The organism is Mucilaginibacter sp. FW306-07-L (assembly GCF_058782065.1).
Map to the genome: position 1 here is coordinate 273,014 of NZ_JBYSXI010000001.1, position 22,400 is coordinate 295,413.

Sequence of the window (22,400 nt, forward strand, 5' to 3'; positions counted from 1 at the left end):
TTTGAACTGAACCTTACACAATTACATGAAAATCTACACCTTATTACTCGGCATGTTAATGCCTTTAACTTTGCTTGCGCAATCCAACTACCGCGAAGGTCATATTATCCAAAATACCGGCGATACCGTTAAGGGCTACATCAACATAAAGGAATGGGAAACCAATCCGCAATCGGTCAGCTTTAAAAAAAATCAGGCAGATAGAGCAGACACGAAGTATACACCGCTTACCATTAAGAGTTTCTCAGCAGGCGATTATGCCTATCTGGCCTATGTTGGCCGTATTGGTAATAACAAGAATGTTTTCCCTGATCTGGACTCTTATCGTGATACTACAACACGTATAGACACGGTGTTTTTGCATGAGCTGATCAGCGGCGCAAAGGTGTCGTTATATGAAAAGTTTAAGGATAACAAACGTAGTTTCTTTTACAAAGAAGGCGATCAGGCACCTGTTGAACTGATCTACTATAATTACTACGAAGATGGCAATACCATCCGTACGTTACCTGTTTACATCTCGCAAATATTTGAATTGCAGCGTAAATACCTGGACGGCAATGTTAAGTTAACCGATTTTGACCATTTAGGCTACAAACGCGACGACTTGCTCAAGGTGATACAAAAAATAAATGGCGGCGGTACTGTGGTGAAAAAGAGTGCCGGCGGCCATAGTTTTTTTGTGGGTTTGGGTGGTGTAGTATCGGGTAATCAGTTCAGCGGCGATAATCAGTTTACAAAAGCCGGTACCGTGAACAGGTTTTCGCCCAAAGTAAGCGCGGGGTTTGATGTTTATACCAATAGTATAACACGCAGGCTGGTTTTAAGGGGCGAGGTATCCTTTGCCTATAATAAGCCCTCCTTTGCAGGGCAGGACCCACTATACACCGGTTTAGCCGAACGTCAGTATTATGCTTTTGAGCAATATAATGTTACCATTACGCCGCAGGTGCTGTACAATTTTTACAGTACCCAAGCGCTCCGGTTATACGCTTCAATAGGTTTGGGCTTAAATCTGTCGTTTTACAAAAATAACCGCTTTTTTGCCGAGGGCGGCAAACCCGCATATATATCCGGGCCATATAAACTGGAGCAATACTGGGCAACTTTTCCGTTACAGGTGGGTACACTCATAAACAACCGTTTTGAAATAGCTGCCGGTTATGCAGGGCAGGCTGCTTTTACAACCTACAGTATGTTTAGTATATCATCATCCATGTTCGGCGGTACGTTCAGGTACCATTTTCAATAATTTAAAAAGGGGCCATGCTTACAGTATGGCCCTTTTCTCTAATTCTATCTTTAACTCATTTGGTGAGGTAAAGCGTATACTGTCAATCCCCAACTCAATGGCAGCTTCAACATTGCGCAGGTTATCATCAATAAAAATGGTTTCTTCAGGCTTAACATCATACCGGTCAAGCAATATCTTATAAAACTCAGCGCGAGGCTTGCGCGTTTTCTCAACGCCTGACACCACCACACCATCAAACTGTTTTAAAAAAGGGTATTCCTGCTCGGCAATTACAAAAGTTTCGGCGCTCCAGTTGGTGAGGGCGTATAGCTTATAACGCTCATCATTTCTTAACTGATTAAACAGCTCAACGGTTCCGGCTATCTCGCCGCCAAGCATCTCAGTCCACCGGCTGTAAAAGGCGCGTATGTTGGCTTCGTGCTCCGGGTGTTGTTTTACCAGCAGTTCGGTACCATCGGCCAGGCTGCGGCCGGCATCCTGTTCCTCGTTCCAGTCGGGCGTGCAAACGTTATCTAGAAATTGGGTTATCTGGTCTTCATTGCTGAATATTTTTCGGTATAAAAGTCGCGGGTTCCAGTCTATCAAAACACCGCCTAAGTCAAAAATTATGGCTTTTATCATTACAATATAATTTATACAGGGGCGCATAAATGTAAGGCTATTAATTTTTAACTTGCGATAAGTGAAAGCGATTATGTGCGGTTGAGCATCTAATGATAAAACAACTAAACAACACACCATGAGTTTTCAAGACCAGCTCCGTTCATTGTTTGTTGATGAAGATCAGATATCTGATGAATACAGGATTGAAGAAGTACATCAGCGTGAATACCTCAGCAACGGCGAAATGAAACCCTGGGATGGCCCGGTAACCGAAGTTTACTCGCCGGTATGCATCCCAACCCCCGAAGGGCTTAAACGCAAATTAATTGGTACCTACCCGGTTTGTACCGAAAAAGAAGCGCAGGAAGCACTTGATGCCGCTATTGCCGCCTACAATAATGGCCGGGGCGAATGGCCTACCATGAGCCTTGACCAGCGCATTAAATGCATGGAGAAATTTGTGTATAAAATGATTGAGCAGCGTACAGTGGTTGTAAAACTGCTGATGTGGGAGATCGGTAAATCATACGCCGACTCGGCCAAGGAGTTTGACCGCACGGTGGAGTACATTAATGCCACTATTGACGGGTTGAAGGATATTGACCGCCAGTCATCACGTTTTGAAATGGCCGAGGGTATTATTGCCCAGGTGCGCCGCTCGCCTATAGGTGTGGTGCTTTGCATGGGGCCGTTCAACTATCCGCTTAACGAAACCTTTACCACGCTGATACCCGCCCTGATAATGGGCAATACCCTGCTGTTTAAACCGCCTAAACATGGTACGCTGTTGCACTACCCGCTGTTAAGGGCTTTCCAGGAGGCCTTTCCGAAAGGGGTGGTGAATACCATCTACGGCCGTGGTGCTGATGTTACCCCGGGGCTGATGCAAACCGGAAAAATAGACGTGCTGGCCTTTATAGGCTCAAGCAAGGTAGCTAACGGACTTAAAAAAAGCCACCCTAAAATTAACCGGCTGCGTGCTGTTTTAAGTCTGGATGCCAAAAATGCCGCCATTGTTACCAAACACGCCGACCTGAAGCTGGCTGTAAGCGAGTGTATATTGGGCTCCCTGTCATTTAACGGGCAACGCTGTACTGCTATTAAAATGATATTTGTACACAAAGACGTAGCCGACGAGTTTTTGCGTTTGCTTAGCGAGAGCGTATCCAACCTGAAAATAGGCCTGCCCTGGGAAAAGGATGTAAAAATAACCCCATTGCCCGAGCCGCATAAGCCTGATTACCTGAAGGAATGCATTGATGATGCAGCCGCCAACGGTGCCAGGGTAATGAATGAGAACGGTGGCGTAACATCCGAATCATTCGTTTTTCCCGCGGTAGTTTATCCGGTTAATGAGAAGATGAAGTTGTACCGCGAGGAACAGTTTGGTCCGGTGATCCCGGTAGTTCCGTATGAATCAATAGAAGAACCAATACAGTACCAGATTGATTCGCCGCATGGTATGCAGGTAAGTATTTTTAGTAACGATGCCAAGGAGATCTCATCATTAATAGATCCCTTTGTAAACCTGGTGAGCCGTGTAAACATCAACGCCCAATGCCAGCGCGGGCCGGACGTATTTCCTTTCACTGGCCGTAAGGATAGCGCCGAGGGTACATTATCTGTTCATGATGCCTTACGTTCGTTTTCCATACGCTCGCTGGTAGCTACCAAGCTGAACGATACCAACAAGCAGATCATCAACGAAATTGTACACGATAACGACTCTAATTTTTTAAGTACCAAGTTCATCCTGTAACGCCGGTACATAAGCTTTGCAAAGCCTCCGTAAACACGGGGGCTTTTTTTTGTAATAAATTTATGATTGGTGTATTTGTTAACATTGCACGCTTATATTTATGAACTTGAAAAATTTGAACAACAAATTGTTTATGCTATTGCCAAACCAATAATTATAAACTATAATTGTCAAACAGACATATTAAACCTAAAAATAAATAATGAAAACACTTTCTACCGGTGACTACACCGTGTTTTTTGTGTACCTGATCATCGTGTCGCTGTACGGATTTTGGGTGTACAAACGCAAACACAATGCAGATGCAACTTCAAAAGACTACTTTTTGGCCGAAGGATCACTTACGTGGTGGGCAATTGGCGCTTCATTGATCGCCTCCAATATTTCGGCCGAGCAGTTCATCGGTATGAGTGGTTCGGGCTTTAAAATGGGTTTGGCTATCTCCACTTACGAGTGGATGGCAGCCGCTACACTGGTTATTGTGGCCATATTTTTTATACCGGTTTACCTGCGTAATAAAATATTTACCATGCCGCAGTTTTTGCACCAGCGGTATAACGGTACGGTAGCCATGATCATGGCTGTGTTCTGGCTGTTGCTGTATATTGTGGTTAACCTGATGTCTATCCTTTACCTGGGCGCGTTGGCGGTAAGCGGTATATCGGGCTTAAACCTGGAATTGTGTATTGGTTTATTAGCGGTATTCTCCATCATCATCACCCTGGGTGGTATGAAGGTAATTGGTTATACCGATGTTATACAGGTTTTTGTGTTGATATTAGGTGGTGTGGTAGCTACATACCTGGCTATCGGCCAAATCAACAATATATCAGGCACTACCGGCATAATGGGTGGTTTAAGCGTATTGCATACCGAGGTGAATGATCACTTCCACATGATATTCGATAAGGAAAATTCAAACTATATGGATCTGCCGGGCCTTTCTGTACTGATCGGCGGTATGTGGATCGTGAACCTTAATTATTGGGGTTGTAACCAGTATATCACGCAGCGTGCGTTAGGGGCTAACCTTAATACAGCACGTGGCGGTTTGCTATTCGCGGCATTCCTTAAACTGTTAATGCCGGTTATTGTGGTATTGCCGGGTATCGCGGCGTACTACCTGTACCAAAAAGGCATGTTCCAGCAGGAAATGCTGAGCGCTAAAGGCGTGCTCGACGTAAATAAGGCTTACCCATCATTGTTGAATTTATTGCCTTCTGGCTTAAAAGGCCTGTCATTTGCGGCGTTAACGGCGGCTATTGTGGCTTCATTAGCGGGAAAAGCAAATAGTATCGCTACCATTTTTACGCTGGATATCTACAAAAAAGCCATTAAGCCCGACGCTACGGATAAACAACTGGTATCGTTAGGTAAATGGTCTGTAGTCGTATCCATGATATTGGGTGTGATCTTATCACTCCTGATCGGCGATGCGCTGATGGGCGAAGGCAAGCAGGGCTTCCAGTACATTCAGGAGTATACCGGCTTTGTATCTCCGGGTATCTTCGCTATGTTCATCCTTGGTTTCTTCTGGAAAAAAGCGACATCGAACGCGGCGTTATTCTCCACTATCGGCGGCTTTATCTTTTCAGTAATATTCAAGTTCTTACCGCGTTGGACTGATTTGTCATTCATGGCACCTTACGGCTTCGCAAAGGATAACGGTACCGGCGTTTACGAGATCCCTTTCCTTGACCGTATGGGTTTTGTGTTCCTGATCTGTATCATCGGTATGTATATCATCTCCAAAATTGATGGTGCTAAAGGCATTAAAACCAATGGGTTGGAAATTGAATCATCCATGTTCCGTACCTCAAGGGCATTCACTGCCGGTGCGGTACTGATAGGTGGTATACTGGTAGCTTTGTACAGTATTTTCTGGTAGTAAAATTTAATTTTTATTTATATGAGCGCCTGCATGAATAATGCAGGCGCTTTTTTATATCGTTATGATAAATAACCTTTCCAAAACGGAAGGGTTGGTTAATTGCTACAGGGCGTGCTGTATTGTTTAATATATTGATAGTGAGCGCTTTTATTGGCATGGTTAAGCTGTAGGGGTGATTGGCATTTGGTTTATTGATAATTGTTGGCTGATGTTAATACAGCCGACAACTAATAAAAGTAACCATGGAAAACGACTCCTTCATTGTAAGGCTGGCAACACCTGATGATGATATTTACGCGCAACAGATCTCTGAAGAAACCGAACGCTCGGCTATAGCCCGCGGCTCAGGTATAGCTAAACGCCCCGTTAATAGTATTATTGAAAAGATACACGCTGGTAAGGCCGTAGTAGCCATAAGCGGCAACGGGCAATGGGCCGGTTTCTCGTACATAGAGGAATGGGAGAGCGGCAAATTCGTATCAAACAGCGGCCTCATTGTATCGCCCGAATACAGGCAACTGGGCATAGCCGCGGCCATTAAGGAAGAAATATTCCGTTTATCACGCGAAAGATATCCTGACGCGCAGATATTCTCCATCACCTCAGGCCTGGCCATCATGAAACTCAATACCCGCCTGGGCTTTGAGCCGGTAACCTACGCTGAAATTACTACCGACGAACATTTTTGGGAAGGCTGCAAAAGCTGCGTTAATCATAACGTGCTCGAAGGTAAATGCCGCGGCAACTGCCTGTGCACCGCCATGTTGTTCAATCCCTCAAAAAATTAATAGCCTTATTTATGGAACAAGTATTAATTCATCCGACATTGGATGACACTGAAAAAATAAATACCCTGGCTGCCGATGCCTTGCAATTGCTTAAACAGATGATAGCCACACCATCATTTAGCGGAGAGGAGCAGGGGACAGCCGCGCTGATTACTGATTTTTTATATGGGCACCATATCCCTGCTCATCGCAACTATAACAACATTTGGGCATTTAATAAATATTATGATCCGGCCAAACCTACCATCCTGCTCAACTCGCACCACGATACAGTAAAGCCCAACGCCGGTTACACAGTTGATCCATTTGAGCCTGTTATGGTTAATGACCGCCTGTATGGCCTGGGCAGTAATGATGCGGGCGGATGCCTGGTGTCTCTGCTGTCAGTATTTGTGCATTTTTATGAGGATGCGCATTTACCGTTCAACCTGTGCATAGCTGCAACGGGCGAGGAAGAAAATTCAGGGTATAACGGACTGAACGCCGTTTTGCCTGAGCTTGGCGATATAGCCTTTGCCATAGTTGGTGAGCCAACCCAAATGCACATGGCCACTGCTGAAATGGGCAACATGGTGCTGGACTGCGTATGCTACGGCAAACCCGGCCACGCCGCGCGCAACGAAGGTGATAATGCCGTATACAAGGCGCTTAAAGCCATACAATGGTTCAGTACTTACCAGTTCCCTAAACAGCCTGCCTTTATGTGGCCGATAAAAATGAGCGTTACGCAGATCAATGCCGGTATACAGCATAACATTATTCCGCATGAGTGCCGCTTTACGGTGGATGTACGGCTAAACAGTTGTTACACGGCCGACGAGGTATTGGATACTATAAAAAGCTATACCGGTTGCGATATAACCGTAAGGCCGGGCGTAATGCAGCCATCGGCTATCAGCCACATACATCCGCTGGTATTGTCGGGCCTTGACCTGGGGCGTAAAGCCTATGTATCGCCAACCAGTTCAGATCAGGGCTGGCTAAGCGTACCCTCCATGAAAATGGGCCCCGGCGATTCAGCCCGCTCACATATGGCTGATGAGTATATTTATGTTGACGAAATACGGGAGGGTATTGAGCTGTACATTCACCTGCTGGATAACCTGGTTTACCGGCTTATTCATAATCCGGATATAATTACCGAGGATAGTTGTAGTTAATTTAGGAATATTAACTTAGTTGCCCTGATATAAATAAAATGGCAATTTGGCAATATCAATTTTTCATATATCCGATAGCAAATCAAGCTGTAGCCAATAATTTGATAGCGGAAGAAGACGGAATAAACGATGATATTTTATGGAAAAACCAAAATTGGCATGTATCGAGGTTTGATGGTGTCCAGGAGATATTACCCAAAGGCAAATCGTGGAGTGAGGATATTTTAATTTACGGCGAGTATAACTCAGATTGTTTTGAGATTATTCGCAACGAAAAACAAATTGTAAGTAGTTGCAGTTTCAGAATAGATTTCAGTAAACACTATGAACGTTTGCTTTACCAGGTGGTAGATTTTTGTTTACTTAATGGTTGCGGTTTGATAGGGGAAGAGCTTGTTGAATTGCCGCTGAACATCTTGCAAATAAAAAACTTTATTGAAAATAGTAGCTCATTCAAAACATATCATCAATTGCTGGATGAATAGGTTTTATTAGCAAATAATTTAAATATAGCCGCTATTATCACCACCGCGATACACCCGATCGCGTTCAGCCATAAATAAGCCACCACCTGGTAATAACCCATCAGGCATATCATAGCTTCGGTAATAATGGCAGCAAAAAACACGGCGTTACCTTTAATAGGTTTAAGATAAAACGCTACCACAAAAACGCCTAATATGGTGCCGTATATGTATGAGCCTAATTGGTTCACCGCCTCCAGCAGGTTGCCAAGCTTGCTGGCATACAGCGCCATACCAATGCTGGCCAAACCCCATATCACCGTTGCCAATCGCGAAGCGTTCAGGTAATTCCTGTCGCTTGCCGTGGGGTTAATCACCCGCTTATAAATATCAACCACGCTGGTTGATGCCAGCGAGTTTAGCGCGCTGGCCGTTGAGCCCATCGAAGCTAAAAACACAATGGCGATCAGCAAGCCGATCAATCCATGCGGCAGGTAGCGTGTAACAAAGCTCAAAAAAACATAGTTGGTGTCGTTAACATCGGCGGTGGCATTGTTCTTTTTCATCAACGACACGGCTTGTTTACGTAGCTTACCGGCATCTGCATCCGCTTTTATTAATTCGGTTTTCGCGGCGGCCAGCTTACCGGCATCATCAGCATCAAACGCCGCTACCAGGTTTTGCGCAGCGGCTTTGCGCTTTTCAAACACTTGGGCGTGTTGCTGCTCAATAGCGGTATACTGCGGGGCATAGCTGCTGCTTTTTATACGGTCAACCTCGTAACTGTTAAAAAATACCGGTGGTTTATTAAACTGATAAAAAGCGAATACCAGCACGCCGATAAGCAATATCAAAAACTGCATAGGTATTTTGATCAGTCCGTTCATAATCAATCCCATGCGGCTTTGCGCTACCGAACTGCCGGTTAAATACCGGCCTACCTGGCTCTGGTCGGTACCAAAGTAAGAGAGCTGGAGGAAAAAACCGCCGATCAGTCCGCTCCAGATGTTATAGCTGTTATCCGGATCAAACTTCCAGTCGATCACGTTCATGCGGCCCAGTTTGCCGGTTAGTTGCAGCGCGTCAACAAAGCCAACATGGTCAGGCAGTAGTTTTACCACCATCACCCCGGCAAAAAACATCCCCAAGAATATGATGCTCATTTGCAGCATCTGGGTGTACGATACCGCCTTGGTGCCACCATAAACGGTATAAAAAATAACCAGTCCGCCTATGGCCAGGGTGGTGTAGGTGGTATCGATATGTAAAATGGTTGACAGGATGATGGACGGCGCATAAATAGTAATACCCGTTGAAAGACCGCGCTGAATAAGGAACAGGAACGAGGTAAGCACCCGTGTTTTCAAATCAAACCGTTGCTCCAGGTACTCGTAAGCGGTATAAACCTTTAGGCGGTGAAATATGGGTACAAAGGTGATGCACAGCACGATCATGGCCAGTGGTAGCCCGAAGTAGAATTGCACAAAGCGCATCCCATCGCTATAAGCCTGCCCAGGTGCTGATAGAAAGGTGATAGCGCTGGCCTGCGTAGCCATAACCGAAAGCCCAACGGCATACCACGGCAAGGAGCGGTTGCCTACTAAAAACTGGTCGACATTTTTGTTACTGCCGCTTTTCCACAGGCCATAACCTATAATGGCGAGGAGGGTAACGGCAAGTACTATCCAGTCGGTAAGGCTCATTCAAATATTTTGGTGGTGAGCCAAAATACACAAATAAGAAGAACCAGCCAAACACCTACCAAGATGTAAAACTGGTTCCAGTTACGTATAAAGGAGGGTAGCCCGTTATTATCAGACGTTTTCACGGCCCCTTACCAGGAATTTTATAAACAGCGCGGCGGTTAATAAACCAAATACACCACCTAACGGAATGTAGATCAGGCCCCTGTCAACAATAGCGCCAACAAACATGCCGCTGATCAGTGCTACAACAAAATAGATGTAGTCGTTCTTTTTTGCTTCTTCTTCTCTTTTATGTGAGTGGTGATGATGTGACATAATATTTTATTTCTGTTTGTTTACCCGCAAAAATATCGATTATATTTTCATTGGCAACATTAATTAACCTTTACTATGCGTTTAACCCGCAACAGGTTGCAATGTTTTAAATCTATTCAGTTCGCAGGCTTTTTATAGGGTTGGCAATAGCCGCTTTTATCGACTGGAAGCTGATGGTAAACAACGCGATAATAACCGACAACAATGCCACTATGGCAAATACATACCACTCAATATTGATGCGAAAAGCAAAATTATCAAGCCAGTTGTGCATGGCGTACCAAGCCAGCGGCCAGGCAATAATATTGGCCAACAGCACCAGCTTTAAAAAATGGCCCGATAGCAGCAGTACGATATTATTTACGGATGCGCCTAACACCTTGCGTACGCCTATTTCTTTGATACGCTTTTCGGCAGAGTAGGAGGCGAGGCCCAGCAGGCCAAGGCATGATATAAAGATGGCCAGCCCGGTAAGTATGCTTACTGCCTGGCTTACCTGGTTATCGGCTTGGTAAACCTCTTTAAAATGGTCATCTACAAACTGGTACTCAAAAGGATAATCGGGGAAGATGCCTGCCCATTTGGTTTTCATCAGCGTAAGCGCTTCGGCGGTTTTACCGGGATTGATCTTGACCGACATCTGGCTGAAACCCCAATCTTTTACGTTGAACATAAACATGGTTTCAATTTTATGGTGCATCGAGTTAAAATTGAAATCTTTAGCGATGCCGGTAATCACACCCAGCGAATCAAACCCGAACTGGCGGCCTAATAACGAACTTAGTTTCGCTTTAGGTTCATCTTTTAAAAGTTCTTTGGCTAAAGCCTCGTTCACAATATATTCCCTGCCGTAACCTGATTTATCGGGTGAAAAGTTTTTTCCGGCTACCAGTTTAATATTGTAAAGGTTGAGGAAGTTATTGTCGACAATAAGCCTGGTAGTGGCCAGTTGGCGCATGGCACCATTGGCGGGTTTGTACTCCACGCCTGATTGATCCATATGGCTGCCCAGCACATCCTGCGCGCCGGTAATATCGGCAATAGCGGTATTGCCTGATAGTTCCTGTTTAAGCAGGTCATATTTTTGGCTGGTAATATTATCAAGCGGGATGGTCACAATCTGTTCGCGGTTAAAACCGGGATCGCGTTGCTGCATATAGCGGAGTTGTTTCACCACAAAAACGGTAGCTATCATCAAAAATACTGCGCTGCTAAACTGGCCCACTACTAACGCGTTGCGTAAACCCACCTTGCTTTGGCCTGATGAAGTTAACGCCCCTTTAAGTACCTTAACCGGCTGAAAGGACGACAGGAACAGCGCGGGGTACAAGCCCGATAGCAAGCCTACCACCACAGCTAGGCCGGTAATAGCCAATAAAATAACCGGGTTGCTGAATAGCGAAAGCTCCAGACTGCGCTGGCTTAACTGATTTACAAAAGGCAGGCACAGGTTTACCATAACAATAGCGAGCACCAATGCAAACAAGGCCAGCAGCACGGTTTCACCCAAAAACTGAGTGGCCAACTGGTTGCGCTGCGCGCCGATGGATTTGCGGATACCAACCTCCTTTGACCGCTCGGCAGAACGGGCGGTAGTTAAGTTCATGAAATTGATGCAGGCGATAACCAGTACCACAATAGCGATCAGGCCAAACAGGTTGGTTGATTTGCCATCAAATTTTTGGTAATTCAGGTAATCCAGCCCAACGTCAGTAGTTGAGGCATGCACATCCTTTAGCGGCGTGTAAAACAGCTCATAATGTTTCCAGCCTTCGCCATCGCCCATATATTTTTTAAGAAAGGCAGGCATTTTACTTTGTAAGCGGGCAACATCAGTACCGGGTGCAAGCTCCACATAAGTGTTAAGCCAGTTACCACCCCAGCTATTCATCCGGCCCAGCCATTGTTTGTACATGCTACTCAGGCTAAATACACATTCAAACTGCAACTGCGAATTTTGCGGAACGTCGGCCAGTATACCGGTAACCGCGTAGCTCACCGTGTCCGATCCGTAGTGGGTTATGGTTTTACCTATCGGGTCGGCATCGCCAAACAATTTTTTGGCCGTTTGCCGGGTAAGCAATACGCTGTTCGGTTTTTCAAGAGCCGTGCGTTTGTCGCCCTTAACCAGCGGAAAATTAAATATCTCCAGAAAGGTTGAATCAACCAGTACGCCTTGCTGAATAAACAGTTTTTTTGACTGGCTGGTAAGCTGGTATTTATTGGTCCACCTTACACGGGTATAGTTTTTTATTTCAGGATAATCATTTTTAAGATTTTGCCCCATAGGAGCCATAGAAAGCGCCACCTTTTGCGATGCCGCCATTCCCGGAAAGTTTTGCACTTCGCTTAACCGGTATATGTTTTTGGTATGAAAGCTATCAAAGCTCTTTTCATAAAAAACAAAAAGCATGATAACAATGCACGCTGCCATGCCAATTGATAAGCCAATAATGTTTATGGCCGAAAAGAACTTACTTTTCCAGAGGTTACGCCATGCGGTTTTAAAATAGCTTTTTATCATGTTAAGGATGATTGTGTTGTTGAGCTATTTTAAAACTGCATACGCTGTGCCTTTTGTTTATCTATATGATAATGAGGTTTTTAAATATGTATTATCGCTGCTCATTTGTTCGCATACGATACAATAATCGTTCGGTTTTGATACAGCTGTTAAGGTTGTTGCGTCGGTGGTTGGGGCTTGCTTAACAGGTTGATGAACAACCTGTACGCGCCCGGCACCCCGGCAGGTAATTCCCGAAAGAATGATAGCGAAGTATATACAAACCTGCCCTTACCATAATCAGCCGTAATAAGCGAACCTTTGTTGGGCGACATTTTGGTATCGTTCATCAGTAACGGTGCGCTGTAGCGCTTATCAATACCGGCGGCGAAATAAAGGCCGCGTTCCTGTATCCAGCCATCAAAATCCGCAGTAGTTATCTTGTTGGGATAATTAAGCAACGGACTTGCCGGATCTGCAAACGTTACTTTGGCATCCTCTTCGGTTACACGCTGGTTAACCACTTCAAAAGGGTAGGGGCCAATGCTATCCGTAACCATTCGGCCTGCCGTATTATATTGTACCACCAGGTTACCGCCGTTTTTTACATAATCAAGCAGGCGGGGCTGCTCAAATACCAGGCGTGGGTTTACGTTGAAGGAGCGTACGCCGGTTATAATGGCATCATACACAGCCAGGTCAGCGTTCATCACCTCATCCTCTGTTAAAATATGCACGTTATAGCCCAACTGCCTTAATGCTTCGGGTATCTTATCGCCTGCACCGGGCAGGTAGGCCAGATTTTTTCCGGCTGTTTTTATGTCGAGGTTAACCAAACGGGCCTCCGCGGGCGGGAACAGCGTAATGTTAGGGATATGCTCATACTTTATACGGTGCAAACCTAACGACCAATCCTTACCACCGGTATTTACAACCGCCTGTAGTTTGCTCACCAATGGGTCAGCACCGGTAGGGGTAATGGTAAAGGTCACTGTCCATTCATCGTTCACCTTTTTATCTACAAAGTCAAATTTTTCGGGGCTGATTGTCCAGCCTGTAACCGGCTTTATGCTAACAGTACCCTCGCCATGAGGCGTAAAGTTTTTTAGCTTGATGCGTACCTGCTGCGGCTGTTGCCCGCTGAACAGGTAAACCGGGTTTTCAACATTAGCGGTAACCGGCGGTACTACCTCAACCGGCTGGTATACCTCGCCGCGCACCGGGTCGGTATATTTATATAATACCGGGGCATCGTACCTTATTTTTTTATTGTTGATGGTAAACTCAAAGCTTACTTTCGGTGTGTTCGGGTTTTCAGGATAACCGGCAAGCGTATCCGCCGGCAGGGTATACAAGCCTATGCCATGTTCGCTGCCCAGCCAGTAGGGTTGCGAGATATTTTTAAAAGGAATACGGTTCTTTACCGCGTCAAAAGCCACGGTACGAAACTCGTTGGTAGGCACATTAGGTGTACGTATGCCGGTTACAACACTGCGCATGCGGCCATTATCAATAGCTATTGATGTTACCTGTGTCGGGTTGCGTATAATAAACTGGTTCATTACACCCATACTGTCGCCAACGGCGTAGGTGGGCTCGGTGGCATAGCTTTCAAACCATAAACCGGCGCAGGCGGCTATTAAATCCTTAACCTGTTTTACCTTTTGTACACGCCAGTAGCTATCTCCTGTGCCTTCTATTTTGCCCAGCAGGTCAACCAGCGCGTTTACCGAAAGTTCGGGATGCAAAGGGTTGAAGCCCTTTTGTACGTTACTGATCGCGGTAACAATCTCGGCCGGGGCTTTTATGCGTGCCCAGGTGGTATCAACGCCATCAAGCAATGTCTTTTTCGGCGCTTCTCCGGCAATGGTTTTAAAGTATTCAAACCACTCGCCGCGTTGGGCCGCCGCGCCAAACCCCTGCGATTTATGGTTTGAGCGGCTTTGAGCGGCTATTTCGCCATAGCTTTTGCCCATAAAAATGTTGTAACCGCCTACATCAATCTTAAATTGGTTAGGGTTTGTAGTGTTAGTATTACCAAAATTAAAAGTATTCCACAGCAGGCGTTTGGCTTGCCATACCTGCACATATTTCAATTGTTCCGGAAAGCGTTTCGGGTCGGCAGCGGCGGCGAATGCCTCCTGCGCCAGTATAGCCGAAGTGGTATGGTGCCCGTGACCGCCCTCGCCGGTAGTAGGGAAACGGCAGATCATTACATCCGGCCTGAATTTGCGGATCACCCAAACCACATCACTCAGCACTTTTTCCTTGTCCCATATCTTCAGTGTTTCTTCGGGTGTTTTTGAAAAACCGAAATCATTGGCGCGGGTAAAAAATTGTTCGGCACCATCATAACGGCGGGCGGCCAGCAATTCCTGCGTACGCACCAATCCTAACAGTTCACTTTGTTCGGTACCGATCAGGTTTTGGCCGCCATCGCCACGGGTGAGCGAGAGGTAGCCGGTACGGTAGTGTTTTTCGCGTGCCAGCCAGGCCAGCAGCCTTGTATTCTCATCATCCGGGTGGGCGGCTACGTACAAAACGCTGCCCAAAGTAGTGAGGCCCTGCAAATTTTGTTCAATTGTGGCAACATCAGCCGCCGGAGCCGATTGTGAATAGCTATATAGAGATAGTAATAGTAGTGAGGCAGATAAAAGAATTCTCTTCATGGCGGTAAAAATATATAAATGTGTACAGCTTTTCTATTTATCGGTATAACAATCATGTTAAAATTGATATAAATTTTCAGTTAATTAATCGATTGATTAAATTTTATTAATTGAATATCAGTTGTTTATGTTTAGTTTACAATTTGATTACACTAATTAATCAATCGCTTGATTAATTTTGTGCCATCAAAAAGATGGAAAAGGAAAAAACCGATAAAAAGGATCATATACTCGACGTTGCCGAGAGGGTATTCTCTGACGTAGGATATGATGCTGCCTCAACCCGGCTGATATCCGGCGAAGCAGGGGTAAACATGGCCATGCTTAATTATTACTTCGGATCAAAGGAAGGGTTATTGCTGGCTGTGTTTGAACGTAAAATTGAGGTATTCCGCACGGTGATCAATAATATTGGCAACGATGAAAGCATGAACGCCTGGGATAAGCTGGAGAAATGTATCGATAGCTTTATTGATAAGGTGGTAGTAAACAGTTGCTTTTCGCGCCTGATGAACCGCGAAATATGGCTGGGCCGCCGCAGCGAACTGACCGATAAACTGAGCGACATCATTATGGGCAACGTAAATGAATTCAAACGCATTTTTGAGGAAGGCATCAGTACCGGCCTGTTCCACAAGGATACTGATGTGGAGATGGCTATCGCTACCATTTTTGGCACTAAAAATTATATTACCAACAGCACACATTTAGCATCAAAATTGCTTAAGCGGGATGTGAACGATGCCGTATATATGGAACAGGAATTAAAACCCCGCATAAAAAAATACCTTAAACAATTACTTAACACCTACTTACTTGTAAAATGATAACTCATAACAACACCACCAACCCGCACTTTTTACACCGGCAGCTTTTGGTTTATGCTATCTTCGGTGCGTTGCTGGCCTTGCTTATTTCAACAACGGCCAGCGCGCAGGACAAGGTTTTAACCCTTGACGAAGCCATAAACCTTGGTATAGCCAACAGTAAACAATTAAAATTATCAAAATCAAAAATAGATCAGGCTGTAGAGCAATACAACCAGGCTAAAGATCGATCATTACCTACCGGTAACGTGAGTTTTGGTTACAACCGCGCGCAAATACCGGCTAACAGGCTGCAATTTGGCGAAGAAAGCCTGAATTTGCCTAAGCATGCTGATGCCTGGCTGGGTATCGCATCGCTTAATCAAACCATCTTCTCTGGCAATAAATTAAAATATGCCCGCGAGTCGACTGAGTTATTGAGCCAGATAGCCCGTTTGGATGAGGTAAATGATAAAGATCAGATCGTTTACAACATCATTAACTCGTACTATAACCTGTACAAAGTATTACAAAGCAAAAAAGTAGTGGAGCAAAACCTGGTAACGGTTGATCAGCAAATTAAACAGTCGCAACGCTTTTTTGAGCAGGGCCTGGTTACCAAGAATGATGTATTGCAATTTCAATTGCAGCGCTCAAACATCGAGCTGAATGGTATCGACCTGGAGAATAACCGTAAGATAGTTAACTATAACCTCGACATATTGCTTGGATTACCTGAAACTACCGAGATCAAAATAGAGCAGATTGATACCACTCAACGTGCGGTAAATGTGCTGGCCAGTTATATTGATACCGCCATCACTAACCGCCCCGAATTAAAACAGGCCGATCTGCAAGCGCAGGTAGCTGATAAAAATATTGGTTCTGTAAAAGGTAACCTATTGCCAAACCTTAATGCCGCCGCGAGTGCCTATTATGTTGATGCGGCAGCTAACCCATTACCACGTTCGGGCAATTATATTACCCCGATATCAGTAGGCCTTACCGCCTCATGGAACTTTGGTGCATTGTGGACCAACAAACACAAGGTAGCCGAAGCAAAAATTCAACGCACACAGGTTGATATTAATAAAGCTATTGAGGTTGACCGTATTAAGAACGAGGTTAACCAAAGTTATCAAGGATATCTGGCGGCGCTTTCAAAAATAAAACTGCTGCAAACATCTATAGCGCAAGCAGGTGAAAACAATAAAATATTGCAATCAAAATATCGCAGCAACATTTCTTCAGCCGTTGACCGTGCCGATGCGCAAACGTTGCTTTACCAAGCGCAAATTAACCTGGAACTGGCTAAAGCCGATGCAGGGCTTGCTTACTACACCCTATTAAAATCAACCGGAACACTAAACAAATAATATTATAACATCACCAAACAATGGAACAGAATACAGAAGTACAGGAACCAAAAAAGAAATCGAAAGTAGTACCCATTATATTAGGCATTGTATTGCTTGGCGGTATCATTTTCGGTATAAAAGAATACATTTACTTTAGCGCGCATGAGGATACTGATGACGCGCAAATAGATGCCGACATCAGCCCGGTTGTGGCCCGCGTAGGCGGATATGTTGACAGTATTTTATTTGAAGAGAATACTCACGTTAACAAAGGCCAATTATTGGTTAAAATAGACGACCGTGACCTTAAGGTACGTTTAGAGCAGGCACAGGCGGCTCAAAAAGGCGCAAGCGCAGGCATCGGCGTAAGCGAATCGCAAATTTACTCAACTGCTGCAAACTCAGCCAGCGCCAAGGCCGAAGTAACATCAGCCGCCGCGAGATTAGAGAAAGTGCAGAAGGATTATCAGCGTTATGCCAACCTGGTGAAAGACGGATCAGTTACACAACAACAATTTGACCAGGCAAAATCTGACCTGGCTGTTGCCCGCGCCGCCTACCGTGCCGCGCAGGAGCAATACAAAGCCGCATCGCAACAGGTAGGTACTACCCGCAACCAGTTAAAGGTTACTAATACCGGTGTTGATCAGCGTAAGGTTGATATTGATTACGCTAACCTGCAACTAAGCTACGCGCAGGTTAAATCACCTGCAAGTGGTACTGCTGCCAAAAAGAATGTACAGGTTGGCCAGTTGGTGCAGCCGGGGCAAACCCTGTTCGCTATAGTTAATGATAACAGCTTATATGTTACCGCTAACTTTAAAGAAACCCAGTTGAATGATATCCGTAATGGGCAGAAAGTAAATATTGAGGTTGATGCTTACCCGGATATGGAACTGGAAGGTACGGTGTATAATTTTTCGCCGGCTACAGGTGCTAAATTCTCCTTATTGCCCCCGGATAATGCTACCGGTAACTTTGTTAAGGTAGTACAACGTATTCCTGTTAAAATTAAAATAAACGGAACTCCTGAACAATTAGCCAAACTGCGCCCCGGCATGAGCGTGAACGCTTCGGTTAATATAAAATAATACACAATGGCTGAAACAGGCTTTAAAAAATGGATAATTACCATTACGGTAATTATGGCCTCACTGCTCGAGCTGATAGATACCACGATTGTGAACGTGGCTATCCCGCACATACAGGGTAACCTGGGTGCCACGCTTGAGGACATAGCCTGGGTTGTAACCGGCTATGCGGTGGCCAACGTAATTGTACTGCCCATGTCGGGCTGGCTGGGCGATACGTTTGGCCGTAAAAACTATTTTCTTACATCGATCATCGTGTTTACCATCGCATCGTTTTTATGCGGTAACGCAACTACGCTGAACGAGCTGATCGCTTTCCGTATACTGCAGGGTATAGCAGGTGGTGGTTTGATATCAACTGCACAAGCTATTTTGATAGAAACGTGGCCACGTGAACAAATAGGTACTGCAACCGCTCTGTTTGGTTTAGGCGCGGTAGTAGGCCCAACCGTTGGCCCTACCATAGGCGGCTGGATCACCGAAAATTACTCATGGCCCTGGATATTTTATGTGAATATTCCGGTGGGTGCATTGGCTGCCTTCCTGACGATAACTTATATTAGGGAAACGCCCAAGGTCGTCGGCCGGCCGGTGGACTGGTGGGGAATATTGCTCCTGGCTATATCAGTAGGGAGTTTGCAAACTATTTTGGAGAAGGGTGAGAGCGAGGATTGGTTTGCTACAAGTTACATCACTGTACTTACCGTAACCGCTGTATTAGGTGCCATACTATTTGTATGGCGCGAGCTCAGTACCGACCACCCGGTGGTGAATTTCAACATTATGCGGCATCGAAGTTTCGCCGTAGGTATGTTCACCTCATTTATACTGGGTTTCGGGTTATACGGTTCGGTATTCGTGTTCCCGGTATTTTGCCAGAATTTGCTGGGCTTTAACGCGCAGCAAACGGGTGAATTGCTGTTCCCCGGTGGTTTATGTACCATTGTGATGATGCCTTTTATAGGTAAGATGCTTAACAAAGGCATACCTGCCCAATTTATGGCTACCGCGGGTATGTTCCTGTTTTTTGTATTTACCTGGATGCTGAGCAACTCTACCCTTGCCACAGGTGAAAAGGATGTAATGATACCATTACTGATTCGTGGTGTGGGTATGGCCTTATTATTTGTGCCGTTAACCACGCTGGCCATGGCCGATTTAAAAGGTCCGGAAATTGGCCAGGGATCAGGCTTGAACAACATGATGCGCCAGTTGGGAGGCTCATTTGGTATTGCGGCATTAACTACTATTATACACATCAGGCAGGGATACCACCGTAGTACATTGCTCGAAAATGTTAATCAGTATAACCCGCAGTTTAACGAGCGTTTGCAGATGCTTACCCAAGGCTTTGTAGCCAAAGGTAAATCAGTACTTGATGCTACCGAGATGGCCTATCGGGCAATTGAAGGTACAGTGATCAGGCAAACCATGTTGTTAACCTATGATGATGCTTATTGGATCTCCGGTTTAATTATGCTGTTCTCGATACCTTTGTTGTATTTACAGCCATTTAAAAAGCTGAAAGCAGTTGCGGATGCACACTAATGAAGTTGATTAGCAAAAGGTTGTTGAAAATAAAAGCCGTTCCGGCGCTAAATACGGAACGGCTTCCCCAAAAAATTAACAATTAAAAAAAGTAAATTCACCTTGGCTGCACTTTGCAAGTAATATATTATGAAACCAGGGCTGCTTAATCTTGCCCTAAAATTAGCTTTTTTTGCCAGTAACGCAAATTTTATTTTTGTTACAAAACTACTCATAAAAATGCCCCGGCTTAAAAAAAGCCGGGGCATTTTACTATATGCAAACAGTTGAGTCGCTCGCTATTTAGAAAATTATTTTACCGGTAGCGGTAACCAATGATGCTATGCGTACAGCATCAAAAATACGCTCTTCGGTCGTGCCTAATTTTATCAGCGAATCTTCGTGGGCGTTAACACACATCTCACAACCGTTAACCGCCGAAACGGCCAGGCTCAGTAGCTCAAAAAACTCTTTACCGGTTACAGGTTTCATCATTAACTGCATGCGTATGCGCGCAGGTATCTGGGTGTACTTTTCCTTTTGGGTAAAGTGTCTGAAACGGTAAAATACGTTGTTTGATGCCAGCAGAGACGCGCAACCTACAGCTTCGGCAACCTCAGCGGCAGTAGCGCCCTGGGCTTCGCTATATTGGGTATAGTATTTTATCAGTGGTATATTGTTGTTATTGGCTGAAATGCTCAGCCCTATCAAACCACACTCCTTGGTGCTTAAATGTTCGCTGGTAAGGGTGCTGGTAAAATTAAGCTTAAAATCGCGCAGGTAGCGTGATTCGCCTTTTTCAAGCAGGGTAAGGCTTTCAGTACGGTAATCGGTTTCTAAACCAACTATTTGCAATAATTCGTTTATTAAATCAGTGCTTTCGCTCATCGTATTATAAATTATAAGGTCAAAAAAATCCCCGCATTACTCCTAATGATAGTGCGGGGAAATATTAAAAATGTCAGTATTATGCGTTCAGGGTTTCCTGGCCTTTTTCCCAGTTACATGGGCAAAGCTCGTCAGTTTGCAAGCCGTCAAGCACACGCAATACTTCTTTCACGTTACGGCCTACGTTAAGGTCGTTAACACATACCCAACGTACAATGCCGGTAGGGTCAATAATAAAAGTAGCGCGGTAAGCGATCTTTTCGTTTGGCTCTAATATACCCAAATCTTCAGCTAATGATTTTGAAGTATCGGCCAGCATCGGGAATTTAAGGTCGCGCAGGTCATCGTGGTTGTTTCTCCATGCCAGGTGAACAAACTCAGAGTCAGTTGAAGCACCGATCAAACGGGTTTCGCGGTCGCGGAATTCGCCGTAGCTTTTGTTAAACTCAGCGATCTCAGTAGGGCAGACAAAAGTAAAGTCTTTCGGCCACCAGAATATTACGGTCCATACGTTATCATCATTAACAAGATAGTCAGAAGTTAATGTTTCAAACTCTTTACCTTTTTCAAGGCTAGCCACCGCTTGCTTAGAAAATGCAGGGAATTTTTGTCCTATAGTTATCATATTTGATGTTTTTTATTTTGTGCGAAGCTACCTTAAATGCACACAGCATCAAAATACGATTAATTGATGGCTTATAGATAAAATCTATATTTGTAACTTAAATTATAGAGGCGTATTATTGCTTGTCCGCCTGTATCAGTACGTTTTCATTAAGGCGCACATACTCATCATCATTAGAGCTTTTTGCCAGTGCTATACCTTGCTTGGCAGCTTTGATGGCTTCGGCTTTTTTGCCTTGTTTTAACAGTACACGGGCTTCCCATAGTTTAAACCAGGGTGCCTTTGGCTCGGCTTTTTGCGCTTCGTATACCCATTTCAGGGCTTTATTTAGATCCTGGTCGTTCTCGTAATAATACTGTATGGCGTTAAAGTAAGGCTTTTTAGGCCCTTTCATCAGCTTATCTATATTAACCAGTATCTGCGCGTTATCATTGGTTTGCATTTTAATGGCGATGGCTGTATAATCCCAAAGCAAATAGAGGTCGGCATTTTTGGTTGATACGTTAGCAAAGGCTACGGTAAAGGTTTCGCGCTTTTCTTTCAGGTCTATGGCCGCTACTTTAAAGCGCAGCAGGTCATCTTCCTGGTTATAATCATAAGCGCCCCATTGTTTAACCGTTTTGTTCAGGATCACGGTCCATTCCTTTTCGCCGGGGATGGTAAACAGTGAGTAGGTTCCGGCGGGTACTTTGTTGCCTTCCACAATTACTTCTTCACTGAAGTTGATGGTGGTGGCCCAGTTGGCACCCGTACGCCAAACCTCGCCATAGGGTTGTATGCCGCCAAATATTTTGCGGTCCTTAACATTAGGGCGCGAGTAGGTAAGGGTAATTTTGCCCAGGCCGAAATCCTGAATAATGGTTTGGGTTGAACTGGCTTCGGGTATACGTGGTATTTGTTGCTGAGCGTGTATACTAATGTTGAAACATGTAATTAATGCAAGTGTAGCTATACAAGCTGATATAAATTTCATGGTGGTGAGTTAATAAATA

General features: G+C 44.9%; 18 protein-coding genes. 10 read left to right on the plus strand and 8 right to left on the minus strand.

Annotated features, from left to right (window positions below; translation table 11 throughout):
• Positions 1-25 precede the first annotated feature (25 nt).
• Positions 26-1,252 carry a hypothetical protein gene (locus AC3WJC_RS01205; RefSeq protein WP_492397242.1) on the plus strand — a complete coding sequence of 409 codons (1,227 nt, stop codon included), beginning with the start codon at positions 26-28 and terminating at the stop codon, positions 1,250-1,252.
• A gap of 18 nt (positions 1,253-1,270) precedes the next feature.
• On the opposite strand, the gene AC3WJC_RS01210 is transcribed toward AC3WJC_RS01205, so the two are convergent.
• Positions 1,271-1,876 carry an HAD family hydrolase gene (locus AC3WJC_RS01210; protein WP_492397243.1) on the minus strand — a complete coding sequence of 202 codons (606 nt, stop codon included), beginning with the start codon at positions 1,874-1,876 and terminating at the stop codon, positions 1,271-1,273.
• A gap of 118 nt (positions 1,877-1,994) precedes the next feature.
• Between AC3WJC_RS01210 and AC3WJC_RS01215 the strand changes: the two genes are divergently transcribed.
• The 5 genes from AC3WJC_RS01215 (at position 1,995) to AC3WJC_RS01235 (ending at position 7,941) form a co-directional block, all read left to right on the plus strand.
• Positions 1,995-3,617, plus strand: coding sequence for an NADP-dependent glyceraldehyde-3-phosphate dehydrogenase (locus AC3WJC_RS01215; protein ID WP_492397244.1), 1,623 nt, complete (start codon positions 1,995-1,997; stop codon positions 3,615-3,617).
• Between the two features lie 202 nt (positions 3,618-3,819).
• On the plus strand, positions 3,820-5,505 hold the full coding sequence (locus AC3WJC_RS01220; protein WP_492397245.1) for a sodium:solute symporter family transporter: 1,686 nt from the start codon (positions 3,820-3,822) through the stop codon (positions 5,503-5,505).
• Positions 5,506-5,750: 245 nt separating this feature from the next.
• Positions 5,751-6,296, plus strand: a complete 546-nt coding sequence (locus tag AC3WJC_RS01225) for a GNAT family N-acetyltransferase (RefSeq protein WP_492397246.1) — start codon at positions 5,751-5,753, stop codon at positions 6,294-6,296.
• 11 nt (positions 6,297-6,307) lie between these two features.
• Positions 6,308-7,456: a M20/M25/M40 family metallo-hydrolase gene (locus AC3WJC_RS01230; RefSeq protein ID WP_492397247.1), complete on the plus strand. Its 1,149-nt coding sequence runs from the start codon at positions 6,308-6,310 to the stop codon at positions 7,454-7,456.
• Between the two features lie 38 nt (positions 7,457-7,494).
• Positions 7,495-7,941: a hypothetical protein gene (locus tag AC3WJC_RS01235; protein WP_492397248.1), complete on the plus strand. Its 447-nt coding sequence runs from the start codon at positions 7,495-7,497 to the stop codon at positions 7,939-7,941.
• Here the strand turns inward: AC3WJC_RS01235 and AC3WJC_RS01240 are convergent.
• The 4 genes from AC3WJC_RS01240 to AC3WJC_RS01255 all read right to left on the minus strand — a co-directional run bounded on the left by AC3WJC_RS01240 (position 7,923) and on the right by AC3WJC_RS01255 (position 15,113).
• Positions 7,923-9,623, minus strand: a complete 1,701-nt coding sequence (locus AC3WJC_RS01240) for a sodium:solute symporter family protein (protein WP_492397249.1) — start codon at positions 9,621-9,623, stop codon at positions 7,923-7,925. The genes AC3WJC_RS01235 and AC3WJC_RS01240 overlap by 19 nt on opposite strands.
• A 111-nt stretch (positions 9,624-9,734) precedes the next feature.
• Complete coding sequence (locus AC3WJC_RS01245) at positions 9,735-9,941, minus strand: hypothetical protein (RefSeq protein ID WP_492397250.1); 207 nt, start codon at positions 9,939-9,941, stop codon at positions 9,735-9,737.
• 112 nt (positions 9,942-10,053) lie between these two features.
• The gene (locus tag AC3WJC_RS01250; protein WP_492397251.1) at positions 10,054-12,465 is read right to left on the minus strand and encodes an ABC transporter permease; all 2,412 of its coding nucleotides are present in this window, start codon (positions 12,463-12,465) and stop codon (positions 10,054-10,056) included.
• Positions 12,466-12,614: 149 nt separating this feature from the next.
• Complete coding sequence (locus AC3WJC_RS01255) at positions 12,615-15,113, minus strand: PIG-L family deacetylase (protein WP_492397252.1); 2,499 nt, start codon at positions 15,111-15,113, stop codon at positions 12,615-12,617.
• Positions 15,114-15,307: 194 nt separating this feature from the next.
• On the opposite strand from AC3WJC_RS01255, the gene AC3WJC_RS01260 reads away from it, so the two are divergent.
• Genes AC3WJC_RS01260 through AC3WJC_RS01275 form a run of 4 tightly spaced genes read left to right on the plus strand, consistent with a single transcriptional unit; the run spans position 15,308 to position 19,916 of the window.
• Positions 15,308-15,940, plus strand: a complete 633-nt coding sequence (locus AC3WJC_RS01260; RefSeq protein ID WP_492397253.1) for a TetR/AcrR family transcriptional regulator — start codon at positions 15,308-15,310, stop codon at positions 15,938-15,940.
• Complete coding sequence (locus tag AC3WJC_RS01265; RefSeq protein ID WP_492397254.1) at positions 15,937-17,295, plus strand: TolC family protein; 1,359 nt, start codon at positions 15,937-15,939, stop codon at positions 17,293-17,295. The genes AC3WJC_RS01260 and AC3WJC_RS01265 overlap by 4 nt, the downstream gene beginning before the upstream one ends.
• Before the next feature lie 20 nt (positions 17,296-17,315).
• Positions 17,316-18,368, plus strand: coding sequence for an HlyD family secretion protein (locus tag AC3WJC_RS01270; protein WP_492397255.1), 1,053 nt, complete (start codon positions 17,316-17,318; stop codon positions 18,366-18,368).
• Between the two features lie 6 nt (positions 18,369-18,374).
• Positions 18,375-19,916, plus strand: a complete 1,542-nt coding sequence (locus tag AC3WJC_RS01275; RefSeq protein WP_492397256.1) for a DHA2 family efflux MFS transporter permease subunit — start codon at positions 18,375-18,377, stop codon at positions 19,914-19,916.
• Positions 19,917-20,198: 282 nt separating this feature from the next.
• On the opposite strand, the gene AC3WJC_RS01280 is transcribed toward AC3WJC_RS01275, so the two are convergent.
• From AC3WJC_RS01280 to AC3WJC_RS01290, 3 genes are all read right to left on the minus strand, one after another.
• On the minus strand, positions 20,199-20,783 hold the full coding sequence (locus AC3WJC_RS01280) for a carboxymuconolactone decarboxylase family protein (RefSeq protein WP_492397257.1): 585 nt from the start codon (positions 20,781-20,783) through the stop codon (positions 20,199-20,201).
• Between the two features lie 79 nt (positions 20,784-20,862).
• On the minus strand, positions 20,863-21,408 hold the full coding sequence (locus AC3WJC_RS01285; protein WP_492397258.1) for a peroxiredoxin: 546 nt from the start codon (positions 21,406-21,408) through the stop codon (positions 20,863-20,865).
• Between the two features lie 115 nt (positions 21,409-21,523).
• Entirely contained in the window at positions 21,524-22,381 is an 858-nt protein-coding gene (locus tag AC3WJC_RS01290; RefSeq protein ID WP_492397259.1) for a DUF2911 domain-containing protein, read from the minus strand.
• Positions 22,382-22,400 lie beyond the last annotated feature (19 nt).